This is a genomic window from Roseixanthobacter psychrophilus (assembly GCF_043195195.1).
GTDB lineage: Bacteria > Pseudomonadota > Alphaproteobacteria > Rhizobiales > Xanthobacteraceae > NCEH01.
Genome location: NZ_JBAFWT010000008.1, coordinates 81,512 through 103,035, shown reverse-complemented (window position 1 = coordinate 103,035; position 21,524 = coordinate 81,512). Strand labels below are relative to the sequence as shown.

At 64.2% G+C, this 21,524-nt stretch carries 23 protein-coding genes; 2 read left to right on the top strand and 21 right to left on the bottom strand.

Annotated elements, in window-relative coordinates; genetic code table 11:
* Positions 1-21: 21 nt before the first annotated feature.
* The 20 genes from V5F77_RS10295 to V5F77_RS10200 form a co-directional block, all read right to left on the bottom strand.
* Positions 22-1,344 carry a sigma-54-dependent transcriptional regulator gene (locus tag V5F77_RS10295; protein WP_429005257.1) on the bottom strand — a complete coding sequence of 441 codons (1,323 nt, stop codon included), beginning with the start codon at positions 1,342-1,344 and terminating at the stop codon, positions 22-24.
* Positions 1,334-2,785 (bottom strand): ATP-binding protein, encoded by a 1,452-nt coding sequence (locus V5F77_RS10290; RefSeq protein ID WP_429005256.1) that lies wholly within the window; start codon positions 2,783-2,785, stop codon positions 1,334-1,336. Before V5F77_RS10290 ends, V5F77_RS10295 begins: the two co-directional genes overlap by 11 nt.
* Before the next feature lie 5 nt (positions 2,786-2,790).
* Entirely contained in the window at positions 2,791-3,666 is an 876-nt protein-coding gene (locus V5F77_RS10285; RefSeq protein WP_429005255.1) for a substrate-binding domain-containing protein, read from the bottom strand.
* Between the two features lie 199 nt (positions 3,667-3,865).
* Positions 3,866-4,087, bottom strand: a complete 222-nt coding sequence (locus tag V5F77_RS10280; protein WP_429005254.1) for a hypothetical protein — start codon at positions 4,085-4,087, stop codon at positions 3,866-3,868.
* Positions 4,088-4,258: 171 nt separating this feature from the next.
* On the bottom strand, positions 4,259-4,558 hold the full coding sequence (locus V5F77_RS10275) for an ArsR/SmtB family transcription factor (RefSeq protein WP_429005253.1): 300 nt from the start codon (positions 4,556-4,558) through the stop codon (positions 4,259-4,261).
* A gap of 336 nt (positions 4,559-4,894) precedes the next feature.
* Entirely contained in the window at positions 4,895-6,175 is a 1,281-nt protein-coding gene (locus V5F77_RS10270) for a UxaA family hydrolase (protein WP_429005252.1), read from the bottom strand.
* 8 nt (positions 6,176-6,183) lie between these two features.
* Positions 6,184-6,504, bottom strand: coding sequence for a UxaA family hydrolase (locus V5F77_RS10265; protein ID WP_429005251.1), 321 nt, complete (start codon positions 6,502-6,504; stop codon positions 6,184-6,186).
* Positions 6,505-6,644: 140 nt separating this feature from the next.
* Positions 6,645-7,643, bottom strand: a complete 999-nt coding sequence (locus V5F77_RS10260; RefSeq protein WP_429005250.1) for an ABC transporter substrate-binding protein — start codon at positions 7,641-7,643, stop codon at positions 6,645-6,647.
* 60 nt (positions 7,644-7,703) lie between these two features.
* Complete coding sequence (locus V5F77_RS10255) at positions 7,704-9,338, bottom strand: thiamine pyrophosphate-binding protein (RefSeq protein ID WP_429005249.1); 1,635 nt, start codon at positions 9,336-9,338, stop codon at positions 7,704-7,706.
* A 38-nt stretch (positions 9,339-9,376) separates the two neighbouring features.
* Entirely contained in the window at positions 9,377-11,107 is a 1,731-nt protein-coding gene (locus tag V5F77_RS10250; protein ID WP_429005248.1) for an L-aspartate oxidase, read from the bottom strand.
* A complete protein-coding gene (locus tag V5F77_RS10245) occupies positions 11,104-11,715 on the bottom strand; it encodes a fumarate hydratase C-terminal domain-containing protein (protein WP_429005247.1) in 612 nt (203 codons plus the stop codon). The genes V5F77_RS10250 and V5F77_RS10245 overlap by 4 nt, the downstream gene beginning before the upstream one ends.
* A 23-nt stretch (positions 11,716-11,738) precedes the next feature.
* Positions 11,739-12,611 carry a fumarate hydratase gene (locus V5F77_RS10240; protein WP_429005246.1) on the bottom strand — a complete coding sequence of 291 codons (873 nt, stop codon included), beginning with the start codon at positions 12,609-12,611 and terminating at the stop codon, positions 11,739-11,741.
* Positions 12,612-12,620: 9 nt separating this feature from the next.
* Positions 12,621-13,361, bottom strand: a complete 741-nt coding sequence (locus V5F77_RS10235; protein WP_429005245.1) for a sulfite exporter TauE/SafE family protein — start codon at positions 13,359-13,361, stop codon at positions 12,621-12,623.
* Entirely contained in the window at positions 13,358-13,717 is a 360-nt protein-coding gene (locus V5F77_RS10230; RefSeq protein ID WP_429005244.1) for a succinate dehydrogenase, cytochrome b556 subunit, read from the bottom strand. Before V5F77_RS10230 ends, V5F77_RS10235 begins: the two co-directional genes overlap by 4 nt.
* On the bottom strand, positions 13,714-14,043 hold the full coding sequence (locus V5F77_RS10225) for a succinate dehydrogenase (RefSeq protein ID WP_429005243.1): 330 nt from the start codon (positions 14,041-14,043) through the stop codon (positions 13,714-13,716). Before V5F77_RS10225 ends, V5F77_RS10230 begins: the two co-directional genes overlap by 4 nt.
* Positions 14,040-14,792, bottom strand: a complete 753-nt coding sequence (locus V5F77_RS10220; protein ID WP_429005242.1) for a succinate dehydrogenase/fumarate reductase iron-sulfur subunit — start codon at positions 14,790-14,792, stop codon at positions 14,040-14,042. Before V5F77_RS10220 ends, V5F77_RS10225 begins: the two co-directional genes overlap by 4 nt.
* Positions 14,793-14,859: 67 nt before the next feature.
* Positions 14,860-15,867 carry an ABC transporter substrate-binding protein gene (locus V5F77_RS10215; protein WP_429005241.1) on the bottom strand — a complete coding sequence of 336 codons (1,008 nt, stop codon included), beginning with the start codon at positions 15,865-15,867 and terminating at the stop codon, positions 14,860-14,862.
* Between the two features lie 176 nt (positions 15,868-16,043).
* Positions 16,044-16,934 carry an ABC transporter permease gene (locus V5F77_RS10210; RefSeq protein ID WP_429005240.1) on the bottom strand — a complete coding sequence of 297 codons (891 nt, stop codon included), beginning with the start codon at positions 16,932-16,934 and terminating at the stop codon, positions 16,044-16,046.
* Positions 16,927-17,697 (bottom strand): ABC transporter ATP-binding protein, encoded by a 771-nt coding sequence (locus V5F77_RS10205; RefSeq protein WP_429005308.1) that lies wholly within the window; start codon positions 17,695-17,697, stop codon positions 16,927-16,929. The genes V5F77_RS10210 and V5F77_RS10205 overlap by 8 nt, the downstream gene beginning before the upstream one ends.
* Before the next feature lie 434 nt (positions 17,698-18,131).
* Positions 18,132-18,881: a GntR family transcriptional regulator gene (locus V5F77_RS10200; protein ID WP_429005239.1), complete on the bottom strand. Its 750-nt coding sequence runs from the start codon at positions 18,879-18,881 to the stop codon at positions 18,132-18,134.
* 203 nt (positions 18,882-19,084) lie between these two features.
* Between V5F77_RS10200 and V5F77_RS10195 the strand changes: the two genes are divergently transcribed.
* Positions 19,085-20,017: a hydroxyacid dehydrogenase gene (locus V5F77_RS10195; RefSeq protein ID WP_429005238.1), complete on the top strand. Its 933-nt coding sequence runs from the start codon at positions 19,085-19,087 to the stop codon at positions 20,015-20,017.
* The gene (locus V5F77_RS10190) at positions 20,014-21,033 is read left to right on the top strand and encodes an Ldh family oxidoreductase (RefSeq protein WP_429005237.1); all 1,020 of its coding nucleotides are present in this window, start codon (positions 20,014-20,016) and stop codon (positions 21,031-21,033) included. Before V5F77_RS10195 ends, V5F77_RS10190 begins: the two co-directional genes overlap by 4 nt.
* A gap of 88 nt (positions 21,034-21,121) precedes the next feature.
* On the opposite strand, the gene V5F77_RS10185 is transcribed toward V5F77_RS10190, so the two are convergent.
* Positions 21,122-21,475 carry a hypothetical protein gene (locus V5F77_RS10185; protein ID WP_429005236.1) on the bottom strand — a complete coding sequence of 118 codons (354 nt, stop codon included), beginning with the start codon at positions 21,473-21,475 and terminating at the stop codon, positions 21,122-21,124.
* Positions 21,476-21,524: the final 49 nt, after the last annotated feature.

Here is a 21,524-nt window from a genome sequence, read left to right as displayed (position 1 = left end):
TCCGGAAGTGCGAACGTCGCCTCAGCCGCCGCTGCCGAGGCCGAGGCGGCGCATCTTCTCCCACAGGGTGGTGCGCCCAACGCCAAGCAGCCGGGCGGCGGCGGAGAGTTCGCCCGCGGTCGCGTTCAGCGCCCGGAGGATGTGACGCTTCTCGGCCTCCTGGCGCGCGGATTCCAATGAGCCGATCCGCGCGCCACTGATTGCGCCATCGCCCTTCAGCTCGGGAAACAGATCGCCGGGCATGAGCCAGGGTCCTAGAGCCAGAGCCACGCCGCACTCCATGCGATTGCGCAGTTCCCGGATGTTGCCGGGCCAAGGATGCTGTAGCGCTGCCTCCTCAGCGAGGGCGCTGATCCCTTTCAGGCTGGTCTCGGTGCCGGTGCTAAATTCCGAAAAGAAGCGCTCCATGAGCCAGGGGATATCTTCAAGACGCTCCCGCAGAGGTGGCAGGCGAATGCTGACCGCATTGATCCGATAAAGAAGATCCTCGCGGAATTGTCGGCCGACCACGCGCTGCGCCAGATCGGCGTTGGTGGCCGTCACGATGCGGCCGGCGAAGGTGATCTCCTTCTCCCCGCCCACCCTTTTAAACGTCTTGCTCTCGATCAGCCGCAGGAGTTTTGCCTGCAATTCCGGACGCAATTCCCCAATCTCGTCAAGAAACAACGTGCCGTCGCCGGCGCGCTCGGCGTAGCCGAGATGGCGCTGCGCGGCACCGGTGAAGGCGCCGCGCTCATGGCCGAACAGCTCGCTTTCCATGAGGTCGGCGGGAATGGCGGCGCAATTGACCGCGATAAATGGCGCAGCCGCCTGCCGCGAATGCCCATGGACGAAACGGGCGGCCACATCCTTACCCGTCCCTGTCTCACCCGTGATAAGCAGATTGGTGGACAAGCGGGCCACCCGGCATAACAACGCCTCCACCTGCCGAATGGCGGGCGAGACACCGAGCGTGCCACCTTCCATGGCCCCATGCGGCATCAGCAAATCGGTAAGCCGCGCCAGGAAGTCGTCCATCTCGAACGGTTTGGTGACGTAGTCCGCCGCGCCGGACCGCATCAGGCGCACCGCTTGGTCGATGTCGCCATGACCGGTGACGAAGAGGAAAGGCGGCGTCTGCGGCACGTGCGCCGCCTCGCGGAACACGGCCTCGCCATCAAGATCGGGAAGGCGAATGTCGCACACGATCGCCTCGAACCGGATCTTCCGGATATCCGCCACCGCAGCGCGGCCGGTCCGCCACCAATGCACCGTCATTCCTTCCAGACCGAGCCGTTGGGCGAGGCTCTCGCCCATGATAGGATCGTCTTCCACGAGGCCGATGATGGGAGGCTCAGGCGACATGGGCCAACTCCACGGGGGCGATGAGAGGGAAGAGAAGGTGGATCCGCGTTCCCCCGGATAAGGGCCGCTCGACCTGCGCCGAGGCGCCAAGCTCATCCAGGATGCGCCGTGTGGTCCACAAGCCGAGTCCGCCGCCCCAGGGTGGGCCGCCGGCTTCTCCGCCAGCCGCAAGAAGGCGCGCCGCAAGGTCCGGAAGGCCATCTCCGTGATCCGATACGACCACATGCAAAGCGGTCGGCCCGACCGATGCCTCCACCGCCACTTCGCTTCCCGGCGGAGCGGCGGAGACCGCATTCAGCAGCAGGTTCAAAACGGCCTGGCGCACTGGTGTGCTGGGCAGGGCAAGCGACACGTCGAGAGGGCCGGAGAACTTCAGATCGACGCCCTTCCGCCGTGCCGCGGGCGCCACCAGCAGCCGCAGGTCCTCGAAATCGGCCATGGTGAGGGGCCGTGGCGCCTGGTCCGGCCGATACAAAGCAAGGGTTGTGCGCACCACGTCGCGGATACCGACAAGGCCACGTTCGAGAAGGCCGAGGGAGGATTTTCGGACCGCCGCATGGTGGCCATGGGTCTTCAGCGTCGCAAGCGCATTGAAGAGGCCTCCCAGCGGATTGTTGATTTCGTGGGCAAGCGCCGAGGTGAGCCGCCCGAGGCTACCGAGCCGATGCTCGTCCGCCAATTGCCGGGTCAAATCTTCCCGCTCGTACATGGACTTGACCAGCGCATTATAGGCGAGGAACAGGCGCGCGAATTCCGCGCCGGTGCGTGCGACCGCCTCCGGGGGCACGGGCGTCGCCCGCCCTTCGCTCGCAGCGCCCAGATAGCGCGAGAGCGTACGCACCGGCGCCATCATGCGGGCGACGAGCAGCCAGCCGGCAACGGCGAGCAGGAGCGTGACCATTCCGTTTGTGGCCGCGAGCGCAAGGACGACGTTGCGCCGCTCCAAAGCGAGATGGCTGGTATCAAAGGTGGCGTGGATGATCCCGACGATACGCCCGGGATAGGACAGCACCCGCGTCGCGCTGGCGTCGCGCGCACCGGCTTCGAAGGTAAAATCCCGCCCCGCGCCGCGCGCAGCCAGATCGGTCGGGAAGCGCGCGCCCAAAGGAAAGCGGCGGGGATCGGATGCCGCGATGACGCGGCCCTCCGCATCGGTGATGACCGCACTCAGCGGATGCAGGCTCTTGTTGAGATCTTGTGCCCGCATGATGGCATCATAGACTTCCCAGACATCATCTCTCAGGATCGCTGGCGCGACCGCCGACGAGAGGCTGTCCAGATAGGTCTGCGCCAAAGCGCGCAACTGACGCTCCTGCGTCTCCCCCAATCGGCTTAGCACGCGCTCGGAGAGTGCAAGCCCCACCAGCACCATGAGCGCCGCAACGGCCAGGGGCACCTTGAGGGTAACAGGCCACTGGCGGGGGTCGAGGCGCGCGATCATGGATCTCACCCGGTGCCCGCGACGAGCGCCGCCTTTGCGGCGATGGGGTCGAACAGGCTTGCCTCCAGCGGTACGAACCCGTCGAGCCGCAGCATGGCGAGCACCGCCTGGCCGTCCTCGTCCTCGTTCATGCGTGAAAACGCCTCCGTCAGCGCGGCGAATGCCTGTGGGTCTGCCGGATGGCGCGGGGCCGCGATGGGGGGAAACCCGAGCCATTCGGATCGGCGCAGGATGGCGACCCGCGACGTCAGTTCCGGCTCTATCTCCCGCATCACCTCCAGGACGTAGCCGTCCACGGAGCCGGATTGGGCAAGACCTGAGGCAACAGCACGGATCACGTTGCGATGCCCGTAGGTGAAGAAGGTGCGGGAGAAAAAGGCCGCTGGGCGCTCGCCGTGCTCCGCGAGAAGCGCTTGGGTGACGAGGAAGCCGGAATTGGAATCGGGATCCGAGAACGCGTGGATGTCACCCCTGAGATCCCGGAAGTCCCGCGCTTCGCGGTCCCGATCGACGATGAGATAGGATTGATAGAGCGGCTGCCCGCGCCATAGCGGAGTTGCGACCAGCTGGAGTGCGGCGCGATGGGCGACAAACGGATAGCCGCAGATCCACGCGGCATCGAGCTGGCCCGACACCAGCAATGCGGTGATCTCCTGGTAGGTCCGGCGGCTGACGAGTTCCACCGGGAAGCCGGTGGCGCGCCGCAAATAAATCTGAAGCCGGCCGAGCAATTCAAGATCGGACGTCAGAAATACCGGAGTCAGGCCGAAGCGGATGGTGCCGGCCGAAGCGCGCGCCAATCGGGGCGCGAGTATCGTGCCGGCAATGGAAGCAGCAGCTGCAAGGACCGCCCTGCGGTCGATGCACAAACTCGCGCCCATCCGCCTGGGTCTCCCCGTTTTGTAATTCTTCTTAAATCGAAGAATAGCGCGGATGGGAGGGAAGGCAAACGCGTATCGAATCTATTCTACAGCCTGCGGTGTTTATTGCGGAGGACAATGCGCAAAGCCGCCGCCGATGCCCAAGGTGATAACGTCGAGTGCCCCGCCGGGCCTTGGTGGGGGCAGGGCTTCGTAAGGCTTACGTTTTCCTGCGGATTGTCCCGTCCAATCGGGTCGCTTCCGCCACGGTGTTCGAAATCGTGCCGTACTTGCGAACGTTGGTGTGGAGCAAAGCCAGGCGCTGCTCCGTCTCATCCGTATCGATGATCAGTTCGTAATCCACGGAGATGATTTTCGGCGGTGCGTCCTGCCGAACGGCATGGAGCGTCACTTCCACCCCGCGCAACTCGAATTTCAGCATCGGGGTCACCCGCTCGATGCACCGGCAGGCGCGCCACCAGCCATTGGGAGAAGAGCGCAAGCTGGGCATAGACCACAAACCAGAGCGCGATTGCCGCGAGCGTTGCCAACCCCCAGGCCAGAGGCGACGCATCTCGTGGCGGTTTGCGCTCGGTCAATGACAGGTCGGCGCTCATGCCGCTCTCCTGCTCGATGAAGCGTTCAGGCTTGAGAGGACAGCATCGACGATGGCCGCCTGCTCGGCCGGCAATTCGGGATTGCGGCGGTAGCGCACCCATTGAGCGTCCCGCCGATCCACCACCACGCCGGCCTGCTTGAGCACCGCCATATGGCGCGACATGCGGGACTGGGTGACACCAAGGACGCGCACGAGCTCGCAGACGCAATGCTCGCGCCCGTCCCACAGAAGGCGGACCGCCGCGAGGCGGTTAGGTTCGGCCAGGGCCGACAGAAGGGTGAGGGCAAGTTCCATAGAGCTTTAATACGCTCATGCGCATATGCGGGAAAACGCATTTATAGTGTAAACGTGTGCTCCTGAACCCAGCGCTGCCCTTATTTGAGGGATCTCGCCTTCAGCGGCGCAATATCCGCCGGATGGCTGTTGTTTCCTGCTTTACTGGAGCGGTGAGCTGATCTTTAGATCTTGCTTGATCGCGCAAAGCAGGCTGCCTGCACATGGCCGCTTTGATCGTCCGTTTCTGACAAGCGGTTGTCGCGGCCCAAACATATCGCGGCCCCAAGTCCACGCGAACCCAGTTCTTGCAGAGTCGCATGGGCGGACCGCAGGGTCCGTCCATGCGAAGGTCGATCACGCGCTGCGATAGAGCTTGGTCATGACGAACTCGCGGTGGCCGAGGGATTCGGCTGCCGTGAGCCGGCCATTGGCGGTGCGCACGATCATGTCGATGAGCGCATCTCCGGCCTGCGGGATCGTCATGTCCCGGCGCAGGACGCCGGACACGTCCACGTCGATATGCTCGCCCATGGTGCGGACGGTACGCGGATTGCCCGAGATCTTGATGACCGGCACGATGGGATTGCCGATCACATTGCCCTGCCCGGTGGGGAAGGTGTGAACGACGTATCCAGCCGCTGCCATCAGGGTCACGCATTCGGCGGCAGCCGAGGACGTGTCCATGAAGTACAGGCCGGGTCCCTTGGCAGGGGCCTCCGCAGGCTGGAGCGCATCGATATAGCTGCACTCGTGGCCAATCTTCTCGAGATTACCGAGGGCCTTTTCCTCGATCGTGGTCAGGCCGCCGACAATATTGCCCTTGGTGGGCTGGCTGTCGGACAAGTCATCGGTCTTGTGCGCTTCGATGACGTCGTCCTGATAGGCCTTCCACATCTTAAACCACTTATCCGCGATCTCAGGTGTGGCCGCCCGTTCCTTGCAAAGATGCTCGGCGCCGGTGATCTCGGAGGTCTCCCCGAACACGCCATAGATGCCGTGCGGGATCAGCTTGTCGTACATGTTGCCGACGGTGGGGCAGGAGGAAAGGCCCGTCGTGGTGTCGGATTCACCGCACTTGGTGGAAATCCACAGGTCGGTGATCGGGCATTCCTCGCGCTGCAGCTCGGTCGCCCATTGCAGGAAGCGCTTGGCCTGGTAGCTGGCCTTGGCAATGGTCGCGATATCGCCATGGCCTTCGATGCCGAAGCCCACGACCGGCTTGCCGGTCTTGGCAATGCCCTGAACCACGCGGTTGGTCCACTGGTCCTCGATGCCGATGACGATGACAGCGGCGACATTGGGATTAGAGCCGATGCCGATCAGGGTGCGGAAATGGATTTCCAGATCCTCGCCGAACTGCAGGCGCCCATAGGCGTGCGGCAAAGCGAGCGTGCCCTTTACGGTGTTCGCCACGGCCTCGCAGGCCGCGTTCGAAAGATCGTCGAGGGGCAGGATGACGACGTGATTGCGAACGCCCACCCGTCCGTTTTCGCGCCGCCAACCCATGATGGTGGCATTGGCATAGTCATTGGAAGCCCGGTCCGCCGACAGAGCCGGGGTGACGAGCTGGTCGGGCGCACTGCCGGCGAACGGGTTCGTCGGGCTTTCGCCGTTGATTGTGATGTTCTCGGACATGTTCGGCCTCACCAGCGCTTCGTCTTGGCATTGTGAACGTGGACGTGCTCGCCCTTGGCGATGTCGGCGACAATCCGGCCGACGTCCTGTCCGTACTTGATGATCGTGTCGCCGCTCTTCAGGTCCACGAGGGCCACTTTGTGGCCGATCGGGATGTCGTTTTTCACGAACACGTCGAACGTGGAATTGTCCTCGGTGATAACGCCGAAGGCCTGCGTATTGGCGCTCAGCCCCTCGATCACCGCAACCGCCACATTGTCCTTCGGGCTGTGCGCGAGGACGTGCGGAATGCCGTCCCCGTTTCCTCGCGTTTCTTGATTGGCGCTCATTTTTTGCGGTCCTCCTTCGTCGGCCAGGGGTCGAAGGCTCGCCCCCGAATTCCCATGTCTTTTATAAGACATAAGATATGATAAAACGTCAATCGCCTTTTGCGGGGAACCCGCTCTTACCCCCGCTGCAGACCTCGAAATCAGTTTCCAGGCTTGTCGTGCATGTTCGCGAAGAACAGCTCTTTCCAGCTTTCCGCGCGGCGGCGGATCGCCTTCGTCCGCGCCATAAAGTCGATATATTGCTGAATACTCTGCGGCGTCGTGGTGAACGTGACCTGGGGATCCGTGAGGATCTGTTGGATGAGGGCGAGGTCGCTCGCATCCTTCGTGAGGCGCACATAGGTCGCGGCAGCGGCCGGCTTGTCGGCATTGATGATGCCGATCGCCTTTTCCAGGGCGGCCGTGAAAGCCTCGTAGATCTTCGGATTCTGCTCGACAAAGGAAGAAGACGCCCAGATCACGTTGAAGGTGGAGGGGCCGCCAAGGATATCGAACGTATTGAGCACCGTGTGCACGCCCGGGCGCTTCAGCTCCAGCTCTTGAATCGGAGCGGCGGTGAAATGGGCGGTGACCTGGCCGGCAATCATGGCGGCCATGCCATCGGGGTGGGAAAGGGTGACGGTGAGCTTGTCGAGATCGTTGCGATGGGCTTCGCCCAATTCTTTTTCCGCAGCCATCTGCAGGAACATGGCCTGCACCGACACCTTCACCGCCGGCAACGCGATCTTGTCGGAATCGGTGAAGTCCCGCAGCGTCTTGATGTTGGGATTGGTGGTGTTCATCAGCAGCGGCATCGAATTCATCGCCGCCACGCCCTTGACCTGCATCTTGGTGCCTTCGGTCTTCGACCACAGCAGCACCAGCGGCGGCACGCCGCCTGCGGCGAACTGGATCGCACCCGAGAGCAGGGCGTCGTTCATGGCGGCGCCGCCGGCAAGCGTGGTATAGCCCACCTTGAGGTCGGGGATGCCGCGCGTCGCGGCTTCCTTTTCCACCAGATTCTGGTCTTCCATGATCATCAGCGGCAGATGGCCGAGGCTGGGTTGCCGCGCGATACGCACCTCGGCCATTTCGGCCGATCCGGCGCCGACCCCCGCCAGCAGGATCGCCGCGGCCAATATCCCTCGTGTCCCGAACATGCGTGTCACTCCCTTTGCTTTTTGGTCTTGATGGGCACGTGTTCGCTGCGGACGGGGCGCCTATCCGGGCGCGGCGCGGCGAATGACGGGGGCAGGGACGCTCTCGATCATCACATTGATGCAGGCGGGCCTGCCGCTTGCATGGGCGCGTTCGAGGGCATCGGGTAAGTCGTCCACATGGGTCACGCAGGCACCGAAACCGCCGAGTGCGGTGACAACCTGATCGTAGCGTGCGGGCAGCAGGTCGCAGTGGCGGGCGCGCGCGGCGCCGAAGCTGCGGAGCTGGATCTGATATTCGGCGTTCCATCGAGCGTCGTTGCCGACCACCGCGATGATCGGCAGGCCGTAGCGTACTGCGGTGTCGAACTCGGCCATGTGGAAGCCGAACGTTCCATCGCCGAGGATCGCCACCACCGGCGCCTGCGGATCGAGCGCCTTGGCGGCGATGGCGAACGGAATGGAGACACCGATGGTGCCGGAAACCCCATTGACCAGCCGGCGCTCGGTCTGGATGAGCGCCTGCGGCCACTGGCCAATCTCGCCACCATCGCAGATCAGAGTTCCGCCGGGATACCCGTCGAGAAAGGCGCTGACTGCCCGGCACAATTCCACAGGATGCACGCGCCCCGGCGAGCCGGCGGCGCTATCCCAGGCCGGTGGGACGTAGCGCAGGGCGTCCCGCACCTGGGAGAGCCAAGGGCCGCTATCTCGCACCCCCGCAAGCGCCGTGCCGAGGTCCGCCAACGTCGGGCGAGGATCGGCGATGCCGGACGCCAGAAGACGCGGTCCCTTGCTTCGCGCGGCGCGGGCGATCAGCTCGGCATCGGGATCGAAGACAATGAAGGTGCAGGTCTCGGGCACGGCGGGCGCATCGCCGAATTTCAAGGTGAAGTCGAGCGCCTTGCCGACCAGAGCGACAACGTCCGCCTGGGCCAGGATCTCGGCGAAACTGCCGAGGCTCGGATCGTTGATGCCGCGCGGGCTCTCCATGCCGATCACCGGAATGCCGGTGGCACTCTCCAGCGCAAGCATGGCGGCTTTGCCGGAGATGTCGCAGAGCGCGGGACCGCACAGGATCAATGGCCGCTCGGCGCGGCGCAGGAGATCGGCCGCCTTCGCAAGGGCCGCAGGCTCGGGATGGCGCATGGAAACGGGTTCGGGGGAGGGGGGCACGAAGCCTGTGCCATTCACGCTTGCCTCCAGCAGATCCACCGGCAAGCTCAGGTGCACCGGACCCGGACGTCCTTCCCGGGCGATGCGCACCGCCCGGGTGAGGTCCTCGGCGAGGCCCGCGGTTGTGGCGGCGGTCCAGGAGGCCTTGGTCATCGGGCGGGCGATGTCGGCCTGCGCCATTTCCTGGAACGCGCCACGGCCGAGTTCCCTCAGGCCGGCATGGCCTGAGAGCAGGAGAACCGGGGATTCGGCACCGAGCGCGGTGAACAGCGCGGCCGCACCGTTGGAATGGCCCTGGCCCCCGGTCACCAGCGCGACGCCCACCTCGCCCGTCAACCGCCCCCACGCGTCAGCCATATGCACGCAGGCAGCTTCCTGGCGCACATGGATGATCTCGATGCGCGTCGACAAAAGCGCGTCGAACACCGGCATGATGTGGTTGCCCGACAAGGTGAAGATGCGTGTCACGCCGAGGCTTTCGAGCGTCCTGGCGACGATGTCTGCCCCACGGAGAGTGGTCATCTGGTGTTCCCGCAATGGAGATGCGCGCGAAATTCGGCTTACGCCGCTTCGTTCAGGAGGGATTGGCCGGGGCGAACGCGCGTGAAGGCGACCGGCTCGGTGGTGATGGAGAGATCATCGCCATCCCGCCGCACCTGGGTGTAGCGCGAGGTCGCAAGATCCGAGCTCTCGGGAAAGTCCTCGCGGAAATGGGCGCCCCGGCTGTCGGTGCGCGCCAGTGCGGCGGCACAGATCGCCCGGCTCACCGACACCAGGTTTTCCAGGTTTAGCCGGTCCATCCAGGTGAGATTGTAGCGCCGCTCGCCATCCGGTGCGCCGCACCGCGCCACGGCATCCGCGAGCTCCGAAAGCGCGGCCCCGGCGCGCCCAAGGCCTTCTGCGGTGCGCAAAATGCCCACATCGTTCCACATGGTGTCGTAGAGCGCGGCACGGATGGCGGGCAAGTCGCGGGAGGGCCGGCCGAGCGGTCCGAACGCGCGCTCCAAGCTGCGGGTGATCGCACCGCTGTCGGGGTCGGCGAAGCGGCCCTCGCGCGCCACCGCCTGCGCCATCGACCGACCGGCGACGCCGCCGAACACGGTGGAATTTGCAACCCCATTGCCGCCAAGCCGGTTCGCGCCATGCACCCCGCCCGTGTCCTCCCCCGCCGCATAGAGGCGGGGCATCTCGGTCCGGCAATCGCCGGCGAACTCGACCCCGCCCATCATGTAATGGGCGGTGGGGATCACCTCCACGCGTCCGCCGGCAAGGTCGAAGCCGCAATCCGCGCAGCGTTCCACCATGCCCTTGAAATTCTTCGCCACCTGCGCCGGGCCGAGATGGCTCATCTGAATATGGACGCCGCCGTTTGGCGTGGCATAGCCGTCGCGGATGCGACGGATGATGGAGCGGCTCACGACGTCGCGCGTGGCGCGTTCGCCGCGTTGGTCGTAGAGATGCATGAAGCGCTCGCCGGTGGAATCCAGCAGCCAGCCGCCGGCCCCGCGCAAGCCCTCCTCCAGCACCGTGCCGGTCATGCGGGTGTCCTCACCCGCCAGCAGGCCGGTGGGGTGGAATTGCACCATCTCCATGTCGCGCAGCGGCAGGCCCGCCCGCAGGGCCATGGCGAGGCCATCGCAGGTCTTGTCGCCCGAGGGGGTGTGATATTTGTACATGGTGGGACCGCCGCCGGTGGCGAGCAGGGTCGCCCGCGCCCGCACGAACACAGGCTCGCCGGTGCGCATGTCCAGCATGACGACACCTGCGAGGCCGGAGCCGTCGGCGGCGGGAATCAGGTCCAGCGCCCGATGATCCTCCAGCCGCCGCACATTGCGCCGCCACACCTGCTCGGAGAGGCGGTTGATGATTTCGATGCCGGTCAGGTCGCCCTTGTGCACCGTGCGATCGAAGGTCTGCCCGGCAAAGGCCTTCTGGTGGACGCTGCCGTCGGGATTGCGGTCGAAAAAGCAGCCCAGCTCGTTCTCAAGCTCGCGGATGCGCACCTGTGCTTCGGTGACGAGAGTCCAGGCGAGATCCTGGTTGTTGAGCCATTTGCCGCCTTCGATGGTGTCCATGAAGTGGCGCTCGACGGAATCGCCCGGGGCGAGGGCGACATTGTAGCCGCCCTGCACCATGCGGGTGCACCCGCATTTGCCGAGCAGCCCCTTCACCGCCACCGTGACATCAAGGTCAGGCGCGGTCTTCTTGGCATGGAGCGCCGCGAACAGGCCGGCGCCGCCTGCGCCGAGGATGAGGATGTCGGTATCGAGGGTCGGCAGGGCGGGGGTCATTCGCTGGCTCCGATGCTGGCGAGGATCGCGTCGCGGCGAGCGGCGACGGCGTCCTGAACATTCGCGAACAGCGAGCCGCCATGGGAATCCATGCCCACCAGCAGCGGGCCGAAATCGCGGATGCGGAAGCGCCACAGGCTTTCGGGGTGTAGATCGTCCATGTCGATATCCTCGATCTGTTCGATCCAGGTGGTCTCCAGCGCGGCGGCTCCACCGACGATGGCGAGATAGGCGCCACCAAGATCGCGGAACGCCTCCAGCGTCGCCGGCCCCATGCCGCCCTTGCCGATGATGAGCCGCACCCCTTCGCGCTCCATCAGGGCACGGGTGAAGCGCTCCATGCGCATGGAGGTGGTGGTGCCGATGCAGAACGGCGTGTAGCCCACCGGCGCTTCCGCCGAGACCGGCACCTTGTGCACGTTCGGCGCGGTGTGGATCACCGCATGGCCGTTGAGGTCCAGCCTTGTGCGGCGATCGCGGTCGAACATGTGGATCAAGGTCGCGTCGCGGATGCCGTACAGCGTGCGCCGCAAGGTGACGGTATCGCCGATCTTGAGGCTGCGCGCGGTATCGGCGTCGATCGGCATGTCGAGGACATGATGGGTCATGGGGGAGTTCCTCGCGCGGGTGTTCAGCTGAAGGCGATGGCGCCGGGGGTAACGGTTGCCAAGGCGCGGCGTGCCGAATGGCATTGGATGTTCACGGCCACCGGGTTCTGCGTGATGTGGGTCGCGGCTACTTCCACATGCACGGCGAAGCTGGTGGATCGTCCGCCGAGGCCCTGCGGCCCGATGCCCAATTCGTTGACGGCCTGCGACAGCTCCGCCTCGATCTTGGCACCCTCCTCGTCGGAGCAGACAGTGCGCAAGGGGCGGGTTGCGGCGATCTTGGCGAGATGCATGCACAGATCGGATGTGCCGCCGAGGCCGACGCCGACGATGGTGGGTGGACATACCCGGCCGCCCAGTTCCACCACCCGGTCGATGACGAAGCGCTTGGCCGCCTTGATGCCATCGGAGGGCAGCAGCATCTTCAGGAACGAGCCATTTTCCGAGCCCGAACCCTTTGGGATCATCTCGATGCCGACAGTTTCCTCGCGAGCGTCGAAATCCACATGGATGATGGGCACGCGGATGCCGCAGGAGGTCTGATCGTTCTTGCGGGTGATGGGGTGCACCACCGAGGAGCGAAGGGAGTTTTCCTTCGTCGCCCGCTCGCAGCCGCGCCGGATCGCGGCTTTCAGCTCGGCCCCGTCGAAACGCACGTTGCGGCCGATGGTGACGTTGTAGATCGGAATGCCGGTGTCCTGGCACAGGATGTTCTTGGTCCGCTCGGCAACTGCGATGTTCTCGACCATGGTGCCGAGAATGGTCTTGCCCGTGGCGTCCGTCTCATTCTGTACAAGGGTTTTGAAGCCGGCCTTGATATCCGGCGGCAGGATCTTGAGGGCCTGCACGTACAAGGCTGCGCAGACCTCTTCGACCGCACTCATGTCCAAGTCCATGGCTCACTCCTAAATCAGAAAAAGCACGCCCGAGGCGAGGATCATGAGGGCCAGCATCTTCTTGAAGCGCACCTCGTCGAGGTGTCCGTAGATGCGCAGCCCGACCCAGGCCCCGAGGCACAGAGGCGGCAATGCCAGCAGGAAAAGGACAAACCCGTCCTGATCGACAGCGAACGCGCCCACGAGGGCCAGCGTCAGCACGTGTGCGAACAGGATGAACGGCTGGTAGACCCCACGAGCGACAGATTTCGGCCAGCCGCGCAATTGGGTCCAGATGGTGGGCAGCAAGCCGGAATAGCCGCCGAGGCCGCCCATGATTCCACCGAAAAAGCCGATTGCGATGTCGGCCGCCCTTCCGCCACCCGCGACGTGCGGCAGGCGCGAGGCGAGCAGGGCATAAATCCCATAAGCCGCCATGCCGCAGCCGAGCGCGAGCTTAAGGGTCGCGGAATCCACGCGGGTCAGCATGACCACGCCGATGGGAACTCCAATCAGCGCGCCCAGCAGGAATGGCGAAAGGCGCGCGCCCTCGATGGACGCCCGGATCGGCCAGACCAGGCTGATGTGGAGCAGCGTGCCGCAAGCGACGATCAGCGCCGTGGTCTGCAGCGGATCGAGCGCGTGCAGCCAAATCGCCGAGGCGGCAATCGCAAACGCGAATCCTGTGCCACCCGCCGCGAGGGCGCCGATGAAGGCCCCCGCCCACAGCACGGAAAGGGTGGTGAGGGGGATGCCGAACATCGTCGTCATGCCCCGCTCAACAGAAAGGCGAGGCCGACCGCCAATGCGCCGGCGCAGCAGGCCGACACCAATGTGCCAGTGCGGGTGCGCAGCGAAAACCACTCGATGGCGAGCACGCGCAACCCCAGCGCCATGTGCAGGGCGAGCGCGCTCACCATGCCCCATTCCGCCACCCGCACCGGCCAGTAATGCGTGATCTGAAGGAAGGCATCGAGCTTGTCCGCGCCGCCAAGCGCCGTGCCAAGGGCGATGAAATGCATCGGCAGGAATATTGCGAGCGCAACCCCCGAGGCCCGGTGCAGAACGGCAGCAAGGAAGCCAGGCTTGCGCCGCGAGGCGCGTAGATGGGTGTGGGCGATGCTCATGGCTGGTAGACCGCGAATGCCGCCCGCAGGCCGAGCACGAGGATGAGCAGGCAGAAGGCGACCATGGCGAGATCGAGCGAGCGCCCGCGCCATGCCGTCCATTCCCGCAGCACGCTGCGCAGCCCGATGGGGGCGTGGATCGCGGCGGCGATGACGAAGACGCCGTAGAAGGTCAGGAACCAGCGGTTGCCGCTGGTGCGGGCGAGGATCTCGCCCGCCGACAGGCCGCCGCGCACCGCATAGATCATGGTTGCGAGGTGAACGCTGACGGCAATCGCGAGAATGAGGGCGGTCGCGCGTTGGGCGAGATACAGAACCGGAGTCATCGTCCGCCCCTCCAGATTCGCTTGGCGGTTGCCCGCTTCAACCCTGCAATGGAGAAGGTCGGCGCCAGCCCCTTCGGGCAATATTCGGTGCAGCTCATATGGCTGTGGCAGGAGTGGCAGCCGGCATCGCCCGACACCGCCGCCAGCCGCGCATCCTGGCCCTGGTCACGCACGTCATTGACGAGCGTCCAGGCGCGGTTCAGGGCCGCCGGACCGAGATATTCGGGGTTCCAGGAGACCACATCGCAGGCGGAATAGCAGACGCCGCAATTGATGCACTCAATGCCCGCGTCGGCCTCCTGCCGCTGCGGCTCGCTGGGGGCCACCGGGACGAAATCCGCCGGCGGTTCCGCGCCCGGCTCGAAATAGCCATGAGCCGCGGTCCATTTCTCGAAGAAGGGCTGCATTTCCACCGCCAGGTCCTTCACCACCGGCAAGTTGCGCAGCGGCTCCAGCGTGAGCAGACCATCTTCTTCCACCTGTTCGACGCGGGTACGGCAGGTCCAGCGCGGACGGCCGTTCACGACCATGGCGCAGGAACCGCACATGCCGACCCGGCAGGCGAAGCGATAGGAGAGCGTGGGATCCTGCTCGCGCTGAATCTCGGTGACGACATCGAGCACGGTCTGATTGGCGCGGCGTGGGGTGGCGAAATCCTGAAATCCGCCAGCCTCGGCCCCGCGCCAGACGCGCACGGTCAGGTCTCCGCCGCTTGTCACAGCGGCTTCGGTGGTGGTTCGAGCGTTCATCGGTCTTCTTCGGTTCGAATGAGGGCCGCCGGGTGCGGCGGCCCATTGCGCCGGTCAGATGCCGCGGTCAGCTTCCCGAAGCCGAGTGGATCGGGGCGAAGAACAGATCGCGCCAATCATTCGCTTTCGCGGTCACGAGGCCCGCCCGGTTCATGTAGTCGAGATAGGACGTCATCTTCTTCGGCGTGGTCGTCCACTCGTTCTGCGGCGAGGTGATGAGGGCCACAGCCTCGTCTTGCGACATCTTCGAGTTTTCCGCCTTGAGCCAGAGCGCGGCGATGCCCTTCGGGTCGGCCTTGATCCGCGCCATGGCGTCTTCAAGGGCGGCCAGGAAGGCCTTCATGACCTTGGGGTTGGAGTCGGCGAACTTGGTGGTGGTCCACACCAGGTTGAAGGTGTGGGGCCCGCCGAGCACATCATAGCTGTCCAGCACCTTGTGGGCGCGGGGGTCCTTCAGCTCAAGATCCTGGAACGGGGAGGAACCGAAATGGGCAGTGATCTCCGAGCGTCCCCCCATCATTGCGAGCTGCGCATCGGGGTGACCCATGGAAATGGTGAGGGGATCCAGCTTGTTCTGCTGGCCCGCACCGAATGCCTTCTCGGCGGCCATCTGCAACGTCACCGCCTGGATCGAGGTCTTGACGGTGGGAAGAGCGATCTTGTCGTTGGCGGTGAAGTCCTTGATGGTCTTCACATTGGGATTAACCGTGACAAGATACAGCGGCATTGCGTTGAGCGCCGCGACGCCCTTCACGCCGATGTTTTTCTGCGTGCGGCCCCAGATGGTGAGCATCGGGCCGACGCCGCCCGAGGCGAAGTCCAGATTGCCCGAGAGCAACGCCTCGTTCATGCCCGAGCCGCCGGTGAAGCGCAGCCATTCGGTCTTCACGTCTAGACCGAGGTCCTTGGCATGCTTCTCCAGAAGCTTTTCTTCTTCCATCACGGTGAGCGGCAGATAGGAAATGCCGAACTGCTTGGCGAGGCGGACCGTATCCACCTCCGCCGCAGCTGCGCCAGCGAAACTGACCGCGATTGCAGCAGCGAACCCGAGAGTCTTCAGAAGTTTCCTGGTCATGCGCGCCTCCCTCGCCGCGACTTTGCGCGGCTATTTTTGTGATTTTATGAGCGTTTTCAAAGCGTACAGTTCAAGTCGATACTGTCAACCATCTTACATCATATATATGATGCAAGACATTTCCGAAGCCGAACGGATACCTGGCGAAGTCGGGACATGGCGAGCCATGTGCCGGGTCAGGCCTGCATGCCCCAGCGAGCAATGGTGCGGCGCTCGATCGTCTGAAAGATCAGGTTTTCAACAATGAGGCCGATAATGATGACGGTCAGCAGGCCGGCGAATACGTTGGGAATATCCAGCATATTCTTGTTCTCAAAGATGAACCAACCCAGACCGCCGGACCCGGAGGAAACACCGAACACCAGTTCCGCTGCAATCAGCGTGCGCCAGGCGAACGCCCAACCGATCTTCAAGCCGGTGAGGATGCTGGGAAATGCCGCCGGGATCAGGATTTTCCAGATGAAGCGCGGGCCGCCCAGGCCGTAATTGCGCCCCACCATTTTTAGCGTCTTGCTGACGGAGAGGAAGCCGGAATGGGTATTCAAGGCGATCGCCCATGTCACGGAATGGACCAGAACGAAGACAAGGCTTCCGTTCCCCAAACCGAACCAGATCAGCGCCAGCGGAAGCAAGGCGATGGCCGGCAGAGGATTAAACATGGACGTCATGGTTTCGAGAAAGTCAGTCCCAATCCGCGATGCAATGGCAAGGGCGGTGAGAACTGCGGCGAGCAACACGCCCAGTGCGTAGCCTGCAAGCAGAACCTTGATGGACGCCCAAGCCCGGGCCGGCAAGACGCCATTCATCACATTCTGAAAGAAAGCGGTAACGGTTGCGCTGAACGTCGGAAAGAGCAGGTCGTTGTTCAGGATTCGACCGTAGATCTCCCAGATCACGGCGAGCGCGATCAAGATCATGATCTTTCGCACCGTGGCGATGTTGTAGATCATCTCCAGCGTCGAGAGCGGCTTTTCGACGATCGTCATCGTCGAAACGGGCTCTTCCTCGCGCACGATCTCGGGGCGCAACGCGTGCACGTTCGAGAGGACATTCGCAGAGTCACGCATCGGCCGCTTCCTTCATCTCACCGGAAAACAGCATGTGCTGAATTCGCCTCTCAAGCAGCGCGGCAGCGGGGGAGTCCGTCGTGCTGTTCAATTCCGCCTTGACCCGCCCGGGATGCGGCGAAAGCAGGAGGATGCGGTTGCCGATCTTGATCGCCTCGGCAATGGAATGGGTGACGAAAAGCACCGTAAATTTGGTGTCCTCCCACAGCATGAGCAGTTCATCCTGCATCTTGCGGCGGGTGAGGGCATCGAGCGCAGCAAAGGGCTCGTCCATGAGCAGGATGTCCGGCTCCATGGCCATGCCGCGCGCAATGGCGACGCGCTGCTTCATGCCGCCGGACAGCATATGCGGGTAACTGTCCGCGAATTTCGTGAGATTGACCTTCTCGATGTAGTGCATTGCGCGCTCATCGGCCTCGCGTCCATGGAGGCGGCGAGAGGCCTCGAGCGCGAATGCTACGTTCTGGCGCACGGTCTTCCAGGGGAGGAGTTGGTCAAATTCCTGGAACACCATCATCCGGTCCGGGCCGGGGGCATGAATGACGTGCCCCTTGAGACGCATTTCGCCTTCGGTCGGGGCCATATAGCCGCCCACCGCCTTCAGAAGGGTCGACTTCCCGCAGCCAGACGGGCCGAGCAGGATGAAGCGGTCCCCCCTCATGACGTTGAAATCGACCCGATAGGTCGCGGTAATCAGGAGATGAGGGGTTTTATATTGCAGCGTTACGCCCTTGACCTCCAGAAGAGGTTCCTGTGCGTCCATTATGGACCTCCCTTGGGATAAAGCAGCTTCTGCTGCTTTGTTCTTCTGGTTTTTGTTCTGCGAAATCGAAACTGAAAGACAGATTCGAACGCGGGTCTTTCCCGCGGTCATGCCGCAGGGTTGGTATGGGTGAATTAGCGAGGGCGCTTCGGCGTTGGCATCAGGTCACCCCTTTTCCTTCGTCGAACGGTTGAGCGTGTGTGGCGACGGGCCTCTCATGGACCCCAGCACGCTCTATTCCCTGTCGTCTTCACGACGCTAAAGGAGCCTCCCTCAGATGTAAAGTGGTCTAATATCATTTATAAGACTTGACCCAGCGCAGTGCGTTGCGTGCAGTGGCGCAAGACTTTCGGGGGCTTGGGAATGCGCCGCTACTGAAGCCGGGAGCCGCGCTGGGAAATTCGCAAGGGCGACGGGACGGCCCGCCAACAGGCTCAGCTCAATTCTGAGAGATAGTGAAAGCCTTCGGTGAGGCAGATGCTCACGCGCCATTCGATCGGCGTCTGCTCAAGGGAAAGGGCCAGCCGGTCGATGAGAAGGGCAGGGGTGCCCGCGGCGACGCCGAGCGCGAGGGCATCTTCAGCAGTCACTGCGATGGCCTTCAACTTTTCGCGCGCGCGACCGATACCGATGCCGAACTTGCTGGCGTATAGGCCGTAAAGATTGTTCGGTAACGGAGCATCACCGAGGCCGGGAAACAGGCTCTCCGGAAGGGTAATGTTCTCGACGATCAGAGGCACACCGTCGAGCCGGCGGATGCGGCGGATGCGGATGATGCGCGCGTCCTTCGGCAGGCTGAGGGCCTCGCGTTCGGCAGCGGTTCCGCGCCCACGAAATGTAGCCACCACCTGGCTTTCCGGGAAGCGGCGCTCGCCGTCGTCGGCCACCAGCTTGAAGAATTGGAACAGGATGCGGTCTTCGTCGTGGCTGGCGACGAACGTGCCCCGGCCCTGACGGCGCACCACCAGATTTTCGGCCGCCATCTCGTCCAGCGCCTTGCGCACCGTGCCCTGGCTCACGCCCAGTTCGGCGGCAAGCTGCATCTCGCTCGGCAGCGGCTGACCGGGCGCCCAGACGCGGTCCACGAGGCGGCGGATGAGGGCCTCCCGCACTTGGCGATAGAGCGGTCGGAAGCCGAAGCTCTCCGGCTTTTCCGACACTTCCACGCTAGGGCCCCGTGCCATCCCGCTTCCATCGATTCTCACGTGATGCTCCTTTTATGCATGAGCCGGACGTGTCACACCAGAGGTGGATCAGTGTCGATTTCATCTTGTGTCATCTGTCTTATATATAATAGCGTAAATATCGCTGCCCGCCAGCCCAATCCGGATCTTCCGCCACGCGTGCCCCCGGGGCACGGGCGTTGCCAAAATTCCCTGGAAATCCCATGCCCGAAATCATCGTCACTGAATTCATGGATGCCGCTGCACTCGATGCTCTGCGGGCGGATCACGACGTCCATTACGATCCGGCATTGGTGGACAAGGCCGAGGCCCTGGAAGATTTGGTGCAGGGGGCCCGCGCCTTGATCGTGCGCAACCGAACCCAGGTGCGCGGGCCGCTGCTGGGCAAAGCCTCGAAGCTCGTCGTGGTGGGCCGGCTGGGGGTCGGTCTCGACAATATCGACGTCGTCGCCTGCAAACAGCGTGACATTGAAGTTTATCCCGCGACCGGCGCGAACGACGTTGCAGTCGCCGAATATGTCGTCTGCGGTGTGATGATGCTTTTGCGCGGGGCCTATCATGCGAGCGCCGAGGTGGCTGCCGGTGCGTGGCCGCGCACCCGCCTGATGGGTCGGGAGGTGAGCGGCAAGCGCCTCGGCCTTGTGGGCTTTGGCGCCATCGCCCGAGAGACGGCGCAGCGCGCCCGGGCCCTAGGCATGGAGGTCGTGGCCTTCGACCCGTTCGTTTCCAGCGAGGATCCCGCTTGGCGCGCTTTTGGGGTTGCTCCGCAGTCGCTTGATGACCTGCTTTCGGGCTGCGATGCCGTCAGTCTCCATGTGCCTCTGACGCCTCAGACCCGCGATCTGATCGACGAGGGCGCGCTCGCCCGCATGAAGGGTGGAGCGGTGCTGATCAATGCCGCGCGGGGCGGGGTTATCGAAGAGGCTGCCCTTGCCTCCGCGCTCAAAAGCGGGCGGCTTGCAGGTGCGATGCTCGACGTGTTCGAGGCCGAACCCCTTCCGGCGGGGACCTGCCTCAGCGACGTGCCGAATCTCATCCTGACGCCGCATATCGCCGGCGTCACGGAAGAATCAAACGTGCGGGTGAGCGCCCTCATCGCTGCAAAAGTCAGCCAGTTTCTGAAAGATCGGCCATGAACGCCCCGACTTCGTCAGCCCTTTCCCTCGATGCTGCCCGCGACCTTGCTGTGGCGGCACTCCTGGCGTCCCGCACCGGCGAACATAATGCCCGTGTGACCGCCGCTGCGCTCGTTGCCGCGGAAGCCGACGGCATTACCAGCCACGGACTTGCGCGCCTGCCCGCCTATGCCCAACAGGCCATCTCCGGCAAGATCGATGGCTTTGCGGAACCGAGCCTGGACTGGACCGGCCCCTCCACCTTGCGGGTGGATGCCAAGACCGGATTTGCGTTTCCCGCCATCTCCCTTGGCCTGGAGGCAGCCGAAGCGCGCGCCAGGGAAACCGGCATGGTCGCGGTCGCGGTGCGGGCCTCCCATCACGCCGGGGTCATGGGCCACCACGTGGAATGGCTGGCGGACCGAGGGCTGGTGGGCCTCGCCTTTTCCAATTCGCCCTCGGCGATTGCTCCCTGGGGCGGTGCGCGGGGCTTGTTCGGCACCAATCCCATCGCCTTTGCCGTGCCTCGTGGGCAAGGGCCCGCGCTGGTCATCGACGCGTCGTTGAGCAAGGTGGCGCGCGGCAAAATCATGATTGCGGCGCAGAAGGGAACGCCGATTCCCGAGGGCTGGGCGCTCGACGCGCAGGGAGCGCCGACGACCGACGCCAAGGCCGCGCTCACCGGTACGATGTTGCCGATTGGCGACGCCAAAGGCGCGGCGTTGGTGCTGATGGTGGAAATCCTCGCCACGGTGCTCACCGGCGGGCAGTTCGGATTCGAGGCGAGTTCGTTCTTTACCGCCGAGGGGCCGGCGCCGCGGATCGGGCAGTTGTTCCTGGCCCTCGATCCGGTCCGGCTCGGGGGTGCGGATTTTTCCGCGCGGCTTGAAGTCCTGCTCGCGGCGATCCTCGGCGAGAAGGGCACGCGCCTGCCGGGCGAGCGGCGCATCACAGCACGACAGCGCGCCGCGCGGGAGGGAATTCAGGTGGACCCGGAAATCCTGGCTGACTTGCACAGGCGCGCCGGCCGAGGCTGAAGGGGCCGAGATCGTCCCGCGCATCTGATCACTCTGTGTCCAGAGGAGGGGCGCCGCGTCTTTAGGCGCGGCGCGCTGCGTGAGATTGTCAGTCGGCAAGGCTCCAGCGCGAGAACGCCACGCCTTCGACTTCGAACGCCTCGCGCCGGATCCGCAGGCCCACTGGGCTCTCGCGGCACTCGCGTTTCATTGCGATATCCAGCATTTCGCGCGCGCCGAAGCTGAGCACGACGCGCTGCCGCACCGCGTGCGCATCTTCGATCTCGACCATATCAGGCGCGCAAAGCGCGGTGATCCGGAATGTGGGCTCCTTGCGCGCATCGCCGGATCTATCGCTTTCGCTCAAGCCCAGGTGGGGGACGGACGCTCGCACGCCGGGTGCGCGCGCACCGACCGTGTCGAGCACCGTTGCGAGCAAATTCTGCACAGCGATTTTGGTCATATGAGACAAAGCACAAATCCACTCATCCGAAGCGGAAATATACCTACAT

Coding starts and splice junctions, on each gene's coding strand:
- V5F77_RS10295 (WP_429005257.1), bottom strand. CDS start 1,344: ATGTCGCCTGAGCCTCCCATCATCGGCCTCGTGGAAGACGATCCTATC.
- V5F77_RS10290 (WP_429005256.1), bottom strand. CDS start 2,785: ATGATCGCGCGCCTCGACCCCCGCCAGTGGCCTGTTACCCTCAAGGTG.
- V5F77_RS10285 (WP_429005255.1), bottom strand. CDS start 3,666: ATGGGCGCGAGTTTGTGCATCGACCGCAGGGCGGTCCTTGCAGCTGCT.
- V5F77_RS10280 (WP_429005254.1), bottom strand. CDS start 4,087: ATGCTGAAATTCGAGTTGCGCGGGGTGGAAGTGACGCTCCATGCCGTT.
- V5F77_RS10275 (WP_429005253.1), bottom strand. CDS start 4,558: ATGGAACTTGCCCTCACCCTTCTGTCGGCCCTGGCCGAACCTAACCGC.
- V5F77_RS10270 (WP_429005252.1), bottom strand. CDS start 6,175: ATGTCCGAGAACATCACAATCAACGGCGAAAGCCCGACGAACCCGTTC.
- V5F77_RS10265 (WP_429005251.1), bottom strand. CDS start 6,504: ATGAGCGCCAATCAAGAAACGCGAGGAAACGGGGACGGCATTCCGCAC.
- V5F77_RS10260 (WP_429005250.1), bottom strand. CDS start 7,643: ATGTTCGGGACACGAGGGATATTGGCCGCGGCGATCCTGCTGGCGGGG.
- V5F77_RS10255 (WP_429005249.1), bottom strand. CDS start 9,338: ATGACCACTCTCCGTGGGGCAGACATCGTCGCCAGGACGCTCGAAAGC.
- V5F77_RS10250 (WP_429005248.1), bottom strand. CDS start 11,107: ATGACCCCCGCCCTGCCGACCCTCGATACCGACATCCTCATCCTCGGC.
- V5F77_RS10245 (WP_429005247.1), bottom strand. CDS start 11,715: ATGACCCATCATGTCCTCGACATGCCGATCGACGCCGATACCGCGCGC.
- V5F77_RS10240 (WP_429005246.1), bottom strand. CDS start 12,611: ATGGACTTGGACATGAGTGCGGTCGAAGAGGTCTGCGCAGCCTTGTAC.
- V5F77_RS10235 (WP_429005245.1), bottom strand. CDS start 13,361: ATGACGACGATGTTCGGCATCCCCCTCACCACCCTTTCCGTGCTGTGG.
- V5F77_RS10230 (WP_429005244.1), bottom strand. CDS start 13,717: ATGAGCATCGCCCACACCCATCTACGCGCCTCGCGGCGCAAGCCTGGC.
- V5F77_RS10225 (WP_429005243.1), bottom strand. CDS start 14,043: ATGACTCCGGTTCTGTATCTCGCCCAACGCGCGACCGCCCTCATTCTC.
- V5F77_RS10220 (WP_429005242.1), bottom strand. CDS start 14,792: ATGAACGCTCGAACCACCACCGAAGCCGCTGTGACAAGCGGCGGAGAC.
- V5F77_RS10215 (WP_429005241.1), bottom strand. CDS start 15,867: ATGACCAGGAAACTTCTGAAGACTCTCGGGTTCGCTGCTGCAATCGCG.
- V5F77_RS10210 (WP_429005240.1), bottom strand. CDS start 16,934: ATGCGTGACTCTGCGAATGTCCTCTCGAACGTGCACGCGTTGCGCCCC.
- V5F77_RS10205 (WP_429005308.1), bottom strand. CDS start 17,697: ATGGACGCACAGGAACCTCTTCTGGAGGTCAAGGGCGTAACGCTGCAA.
- V5F77_RS10200 (WP_429005239.1), bottom strand. CDS start 18,881: ATGGCACGGGGCCCTAGCGTGGAAGTGTCGGAAAAGCCGGAGAGCTTC.
- V5F77_RS10195 (WP_429005238.1), top strand. CDS start 19,085: ATGCCCGAAATCATCGTCACTGAATTCATGGATGCCGCTGCACTCGAT.
- V5F77_RS10190 (WP_429005237.1), top strand. CDS start 20,014: ATGAACGCCCCGACTTCGTCAGCCCTTTCCCTCGATGCTGCCCGCGAC.
- V5F77_RS10185 (WP_429005236.1), bottom strand. CDS start 21,475: ATGACCAAAATCGCTGTGCAGAATTTGCTCGCAACGGTGCTCGACACG.